Origin of the sequence: Bradyrhizobium sacchari, assembly GCF_002068095.1 — a bacterium.
Classification (GTDB): Bacteria; Pseudomonadota; Alphaproteobacteria; order Rhizobiales; family Xanthobacteraceae; genus Bradyrhizobium; species Bradyrhizobium sacchari.
This window is the reverse complement of sequence record NZ_LWIG01000026.1, coordinates 129,589-135,801: the sequence shown is the minus strand read 5'-3', so window position 1 is coordinate 135,801 and position 6,213 is coordinate 129,589. Positions and strand designations below refer to the sequence as shown.

Sequence of the window (6,213 nt, the reverse complement as noted above, 5' to 3'; positions counted from 1 at the left end):
TGCTGCTGCCGCCGGTGCGGCTGCGGGCTTCGCAGCCGGGGTTTGTGACCATGCCGCGCCTGTCATCGCAAGAGACATCGCGCTTGCCAAAATCAGTCCTGCCGCCACACGCATGGTGTTGTCCTCGAGATTGATCCCGTTGTTCCGCCGCGGCTTTTCGCCTCCGGCAAAACCTTCCTGCCCCAATCGATCCTAGCCTAGATGGTGGGCCCTCGCCATTGCAACGGCTGTTTGGCGCCGCGCCACAATTGTGCCCAACCGGATTGGGCCTCGCGTCGTGTTCAGCTGTCGGCCAGTGCCCTGGCGACGGCCGTCTTGATCCGTGTATCGGTCGGCTCGACCGCGGATGGAAACACCTCGGCGATATAGCCGTCACGGCCGATCAAATATTTATGGAAGTTCCAGCGCGGAACCTCGCGGGGACGTGCCTCGGCCGCCCATCTGTAGAACGGATGCGCCTTCGCGCCGACCACCACGGCCTTGGCCGCGATCGGGAAGGTAACGCCGTATTGGTGGTTCGCCGTCTCCGTGATCTCGTTGGCGCCGCCAGGCTCCTGACCGCCGAAATCGTTGGAGGGCACGCCGATCACGGTGAGCCCGCGCGCGCGAAACTCGCCCCAGAGCTCTTGCAGACCCGCATATTGCGGCGTGTAGCCACAGAGCGATGCCGTATTGACGACCAGCAGCGGTTTGCCGGTGTAAGCGGCGAGTCGGATGTCGTCGCCTGACAATGCAGGGAAGGTGAAGGCGTAGGCCGAGATCCGGCTCATGCCGCCGTCGGCGTGCGCGCGCGCCATCGGTGCGGCTGCGCCCGCAAGTGCCGCGAAGAGCAATGTCCTGCGGTCCATCATGACGGTGTCCCCGAAATGATCCGGGGCGGATGTTACTCCGCCGGTGTGACCGGGGCGCTCAACACCGCGTTATCGCGCGCTAGTACAGGCGAACGATGAAATCGGTGCCTTCGCCGGTCTCGCCCTGATTGATGCCCTGGTCGGAGACGATGATCGAGCCGCCGGAGGTCAGCATCTCGTTGATCTTCGCCATGGTGTCGGCGGGGATCGAGATGCGGTCGAGTGCCTCAGTCGGGCTGTCCGGCGTCACCACCGGCTTTGCGGCGACGGGGATCACCGCGGCGCCATCCCTGCGGCGCGTGACGCGGCTGTCATCCTCGCGCGCGGCGGACCGGGCGGTGACGGGCAGCGACACCACCGACCAATGCAGCGCGTTGGAATCGGCCTTGTCGACTTCGGCGGTGAAGACATGCGTGCCGAGCGGCCGGTCGCTCGCGGAGATCGTGACCGGGACCTCGAACAGCGGCGCAAAATTCTGCCGCACGTAGAGCTTGGAATCCTTGCGGCTGATGAAGACGGCGATCTGGCCGGCGCGCTTGGGCGCGTCCGGCTTTGCCGCAGGCTCGGCGAGGCGGGAGTCGTCCTTCTTCGCGTCCGGCGAGGCGGCCAACCCCGGCGCATCGGGCTTCCTGGCGGAGTCGGCCGCTTCCGTCTTCGCCGTCTCGGACTTTGCCGCGTTAAAGGCCGGTGTGTCGTTCTTGGCGGCCTCGACTTTGTCGTCGGTCGCTGTCGGAGCCGTTGTCGGAGTTTTGGGCGCTTCGGCGGCCTCGGCGGGCTTTGCTTCGGCGCTCGACGGCTTGGCAACGTCGTCCGGCTGCGCCTTGGCTGCGTCTGACGCCTCGGTGGTCTTCGTCTCGGCCTGAGCAGGCGCGTCAACGTTGTTGGTCGCTTCCGTGCGAGCGGACGCATTGCCCGTTGTCATGTCCGACATCACGGTGTGGCCAACCGACGAGCGCAGCTCCAGCACGCCCTCGGCGCTGGCGGTCTTGGTCTCCTGCGGCTTGGCCTCAGTGACCTTCGCGGCCGCGCCCTTGTCGGCCTTGTCGCCGACATTGGTCTGCGGCTCCAGGCTGGCCGCGGGTTGCGGCGGCACGCGCACCGAGGCGAGCAGCGGATGCTGAAAGCTGTGCGGCGTCATCTGGCCGGGCGTGACGATGACGCGCGCGCCCATCTTGGTCCAGTTCCACATCTTGACCGCGAACGCCATCGGCATGCGGATGCAGCCGTGTGAGGCCGGATAGCCCGGCAGCACGCCGGCATGCATGGCGACACCGGACCAGGTGATCCGCTGCATGTACGGCATCGGCGCGCCGCTGTAGATGTTGGAGTGGTGGAATTTGTGCTTCTGGATGACGCTGAACACACCCATCGGCGTCGAATGGCCCTTCATGCCGGTCGACACCGGAGATTCCGCGAATACGCCGTTGGTGTCGTAGACCGTCACCTTTTGCCGCTCGATCGAGACGACGATGACGAGGGGACCCTGCGGCTTGCCGGCGGCTTCCTTCTCGACAACGATTTGTTTCTTGCCCGCGGCGCTGCGCTTCTGCGGCGGCTTCTGGCGCGGAATGTCGGGATGCCGATCCTGCCGGGAGGCGTAGGATCCGTCGGAATAGTCGGTCCAGTAGTAAAATGCTGCTTCCGCCTGGCTTGCCGTACCGATCGCACCCGCCGCCGTCAAAATGGCGACTCGGCACAGCCGCGTCGGCTTGGCAGCAAAACCGGACCCGTTCACGCTGTTCATCCTCGAATCCATAATCCAAATCAGACATTAGTCTCGCAAAGGGGATACGCGTTCACTAGCAGGGTGGTTCTGCCATCATCTACTTTTGTCCAAGACGTAGCAAAAAAGCCTCACGGAGCGGTAAACGGCGGCCGCGCCAGGCCTGCCGTCGTCTTCCTGACCGGCCGACCGATGCCTACATTGCGGGGACTTGTTACCGGAGAACTTCATGTCATCTCGTTTCCCCGGTCTTTCCAGCATCCGCTTGAAAGGCCTCGCTTTATTCCTCCTGGCGCTGGTCGCGCCGCCGGCTTCCGCATCCGCCGCCGATGAGCCCGATCTGATCTTCCGCCGGTCCACCGTGTTCAAATGGATGAGCCCGAACGACAAGCTCGCGACCTATGGTCTCGACGATCCTGAGGTCGAGGGCGTCGCCTGTCACTTCACCGTGCCGGAGAAGGGCGGTTTCAAGGGCTGGCTGGGGTTGGCCGAGGAGGTCTCGGACATCTCGCTTGCCTGCCGCCAGGTCGGTCCGATCAAGTTCAAGGCCAAGATGGAGCAGGGCGACGACATGTTCCGCCAGCGCCGCTCCTTGTTCTTCAAGAAGATGCAGATCGTGCGCGGCTGTGACGCCAAGCGCAACGTGCTGGTCTACATGGTCTATTCGGATAAGCTGATCGAGGGCTCACCGAAGAACTCGACCTCGACGGTGCCGATCATGCCGTGGGGACCGGCTGACGCCAGCGTCCAGAAGTGCGGCGAGTTCTTCACTCAGTGACGCAACTTGCGTTCACTCAGTGACGCGTTCGCGGCTGCCGCGCGGCTTTGCGAGATGCGAGCCGGTCAACCGCACGAACATCTGCGGGGCGGCTTCGAAGCCGCGGCTTGATTGCAGCGCCATTTCGTTCGCCGAGGCGGCGTGGCTGCGAATAGGTCGTTGATCGCCGCGGTCTGTCCGCAGGTCCGTCTCGCGCGGCGTTGCGCGATCTTGCGCCACCATGATGGCCATTCCTCACGTGGATGCGCCCGGTGATCCCTGGCGTCTCGGTTTCGATGGCTTGGGTCGCGGCCGACGCGCGCGCGGTTCGACGGCCCAGCCCTCGTTTGGCTTCTCTTCAGCAGAAAAACGTAAAATGCATGTGAAGCGTGCAAGGCGGGCGCATGACGATGCCGGTGTCAGGCACGTTTGCGCGCTGCAACAGCGACCTGCGAAGCCGCTTTGAGCCGCTTTGCGACGTGACTGAAATAATTGGCGTTTTCCGAGAATTGTTTCGTCGCCCACGGCGGGACGAAACAATTCGCACGCGCATGAAACCATTTTCCGTTTTTGGCGCATCACGGGCGAAACCACCCATGGTTATCAGCGTCACAACGACGACGGCGCACCGCCGGCCGCGGAATTGAGGGACAAGACCATGCGCGCGCTCAGCTTTATCCTTGGCTTCGGCTTTGTGCTCGCCGGTTCCTCGTTTGCGGGCATGCCCGATGGCAATCTCCCTGGCATCGGCACCTTCCAGTACAGCGGCTCGCCGGTCTTGACCCCGGTACCGCAGCCGATCGTGGTTGCCGCGCGCTTCTGATCGCCAACAAGAAAATCCGCTGGCAAAGGCTATCATGTTGCTTCGTTTCTGCGCCGCCGTCTTCATCTCCTTTCTGACGTTCAACTCCGTGCAGGCGCAGGTGCGTGCGCCGTCGCGGCTGCCCGATCCGCGCAGTGAATTCGTGCGTCAGTGCGCGCCGCGCATGCTCGGACGCTGGGAGCATCCGGAAGAAGTCTGCGGCTGCCTGCACGACCACGCCGCCGCCGTCGTCGAGGACCGCGATTTGCGCGAGGCGCTGCTGCGGGGCATCAGCGAGACCGGCGTGCCGACGATCGAAACCGATTGGGTGCCGACATCGAAGCAGAGCGAGATCGGCCCGACCTTCACCAAGATCGCCAAGCCGACCCTGCAGTGCATGTTCGATCCGGCGAAGTAGCCTCTCAGCTCATCATTTCGTTTTCGGGCCTTGTCGGGGCACGCAGGAACTGGTGCGTGAGATACCCTGGTCGGTCATCTTTGCGCCACGCACTTCCTTGACCTGTCCGGCAGGACAGGTTCCGTCATCTACGAGCACGCGCTGGCCGAGCTTGAGATCCACGATGTCCTGCTCGCGTCCGATGGTGGCTGCGCGTGCCGTCGAGGCGAGCGCGATGACGATCAGGAGCGAGAGGAAGGTTGCGTGGCGCAGCGGCATGATGAGAGGTCCCGGCATCGATGCCGCAATCTAGGGAGCGGCGGGCGATTCTCATAGTGAAGCTTCGTCACGCCCGGCGCGCCGACTTGCCCTTTGCATTCAAAGCCGCGCGCGATTCCCGTGCGAGCCGCTCGGCGGATGCCACGAGGTGTGGAACCGCATGCCCGGAAAATCCCAGCACGAAGCCGGGCAGGGGCCGTGCGCGCGAATAGGTGTCGGCGAGCAGCCAGCCCTCGGCGCGGGCCGCCCGGTTCGCCTCGGCTGCGACCGACAGTTCGACCGATGGATCGAAGCGGGCGACAAGATGCAGGCCCTGTGACGGCACCGGCACCGACAGCAGGCCGTCGGAACTCGCCTCCAGTGTCGCGGCCAGCGCATCGCGCGCCTCGCGGTAGAGCTTTCGCACCCGTTTCAGGTTCGCCGCGAACGCGCCGGAATTGAGCATGTCGGCGACCGCGCCCTCCATCAGCGTGCCCGGAAAGCGGTCGAGCGCGGCGCGCGCGGCGGTCACATCGGTGATCAGGCGCTCGGGGAGGGCGCAATAACCGATGCGCAGGCCGGGAAACAGCGTCTTGGCGAACGTGCCCAGGTAGATCACGCGCTGGAGGTGGTCGATGCCGGCGAGCGACATCAGCGGCGCGCCGTCGTAGCGGAACTCGCTGTCGTAATCGTCCTCCAGCACGAAGGCGCCGGCTTGCCTCGCCCAGTCCAGCAGCTCGAGTCGGCGCGGCATCGACATCTGCACGCCCAGCGGAAACTGGTGCGACGGCGTCACATAGGCCGCACGCGCGGACGGCGCGGCGGTGCGCCCCTTGGCAACGCGCATGCCGTCCTCGTCGACGGGCACAGGTACGGCGCGATAGCCGCAATGAGCGATGGTTTTTCGCGCGGCGGGGTAACCTGGGTCCTCGCACCACACTTGATCGCCCGCCTTCAAGATCGCACTGAGCACGATGCGCAGCGCGTGCAGTGTGCCCGATGTCAGCATGATCTGGTCGGGATCGCAGCGCAGCCCGCGCGCCGACAACAGATGATCGGCGATCGCTGCGCGCAGCTCGCGGCTGCCGCGGGGATCGCCGTAGTGCAGGTGCTCGGACCCGAACGCGCGCATGCGCCGGCCGACGAAGGCACGAAATCGCTGCACGGCGCGCTCGTCGATATGGGTGCAGCCGAGCGCGAACGCGCCTTGCCGGGGCGCTTCGACAATCACCTTCGGCTTCTTCGGCTCAGTCGCGCGCGCGGGAATTCGCGCGGCGACGAACGTACCGGAGCCGACCGTTGCGTCGGCAAAGCCGTCGGCGATCAGCCTCTCATACGCCGTGACGACGGCATTGCGGCGAAAGCCGGTTTGCTTCGCCAGCGACCGTGACGGCGGCAGCGGCTCGCCGGGCTTGACGAGGCCGG

General features: G+C 65.1%; 8 protein-coding genes and 1 pseudogene. 3 read left to right on the top strand and 6 right to left on the bottom strand.

Features of this window, described 5'->3' with window-relative positions; all coding sequences use genetic code 11:
• From A5906_RS44955 to A5906_RS24650, 3 genes and pseudogenes are all read right to left on the bottom strand, one after another.
• Positions 1-135 (bottom strand): annotated as a pseudogene (locus tag A5906_RS44955) (polysaccharide deacetylase family protein); the annotation flags it as partial.
• A 146-nt stretch (positions 136-281) separates the two neighbouring features.
• Positions 282-851, bottom strand: coding sequence for a glutathione peroxidase (locus tag A5906_RS24655; protein ID WP_080137866.1), 570 nt, complete (start codon positions 849-851; stop codon positions 282-284).
• 79 nt (positions 852-930) lie between these two features.
• Complete coding sequence (locus A5906_RS24650; protein ID WP_080138254.1) at positions 931-2,595, bottom strand: L,D-transpeptidase; 1,665 nt, start codon at positions 2,593-2,595, stop codon at positions 931-933.
• A 208-nt stretch (positions 2,596-2,803) separates the two neighbouring features.
• On the opposite strand from A5906_RS24650, the gene A5906_RS24645 reads away from it, so the two are divergent.
• Positions 2,804-3,352: a CreA family protein gene (locus tag A5906_RS24645; RefSeq protein WP_080137865.1), complete on the top strand. Its 549-nt coding sequence runs from the start codon at positions 2,804-2,806 to the stop codon at positions 3,350-3,352.
• Between the two features lie 12 nt (positions 3,353-3,364).
• On the opposite strand, the gene A5906_RS24640 is transcribed toward A5906_RS24645, so the two are convergent.
• A complete protein-coding gene (locus A5906_RS24640) occupies positions 3,365-3,574 on the bottom strand; it encodes a hypothetical protein (RefSeq protein WP_167523443.1) in 210 nt (69 codons plus the stop codon).
• Between the two features lie 415 nt (positions 3,575-3,989).
• On the opposite strand from A5906_RS24640, the gene A5906_RS43130 reads away from it, so the two are divergent.
• Entirely contained in the window at positions 3,990-4,154 is a 165-nt protein-coding gene (locus A5906_RS43130) for a hypothetical protein (RefSeq protein WP_167523423.1), read from the top strand.
• 34 nt (positions 4,155-4,188) lie between these two features.
• The gene (locus tag A5906_RS24635) at positions 4,189-4,551 is read left to right on the top strand and encodes a hypothetical protein (protein ID WP_080137863.1); all 363 of its coding nucleotides are present in this window, start codon (positions 4,189-4,191) and stop codon (positions 4,549-4,551) included.
• Between the two features lie 12 nt (positions 4,552-4,563).
• On the opposite strand, the gene A5906_RS24630 is transcribed toward A5906_RS24635, so the two are convergent.
• Both A5906_RS24630 and pdxR read right to left on the bottom strand, forming a co-directional pair.
• Complete coding sequence (locus tag A5906_RS24630) at positions 4,564-4,809, bottom strand: DUF6719 family protein (RefSeq protein ID WP_080137862.1); 246 nt, start codon at positions 4,807-4,809, stop codon at positions 4,564-4,566.
• A gap of 67 nt (positions 4,810-4,876) precedes the next feature.
• On the bottom strand, positions 4,877-6,213 hold a 1,337-nt coding region (gene pdxR, locus A5906_RS24625; protein WP_245326886.1), incomplete at its 5' end, for a MocR-like pyridoxine biosynthesis transcription factor PdxR.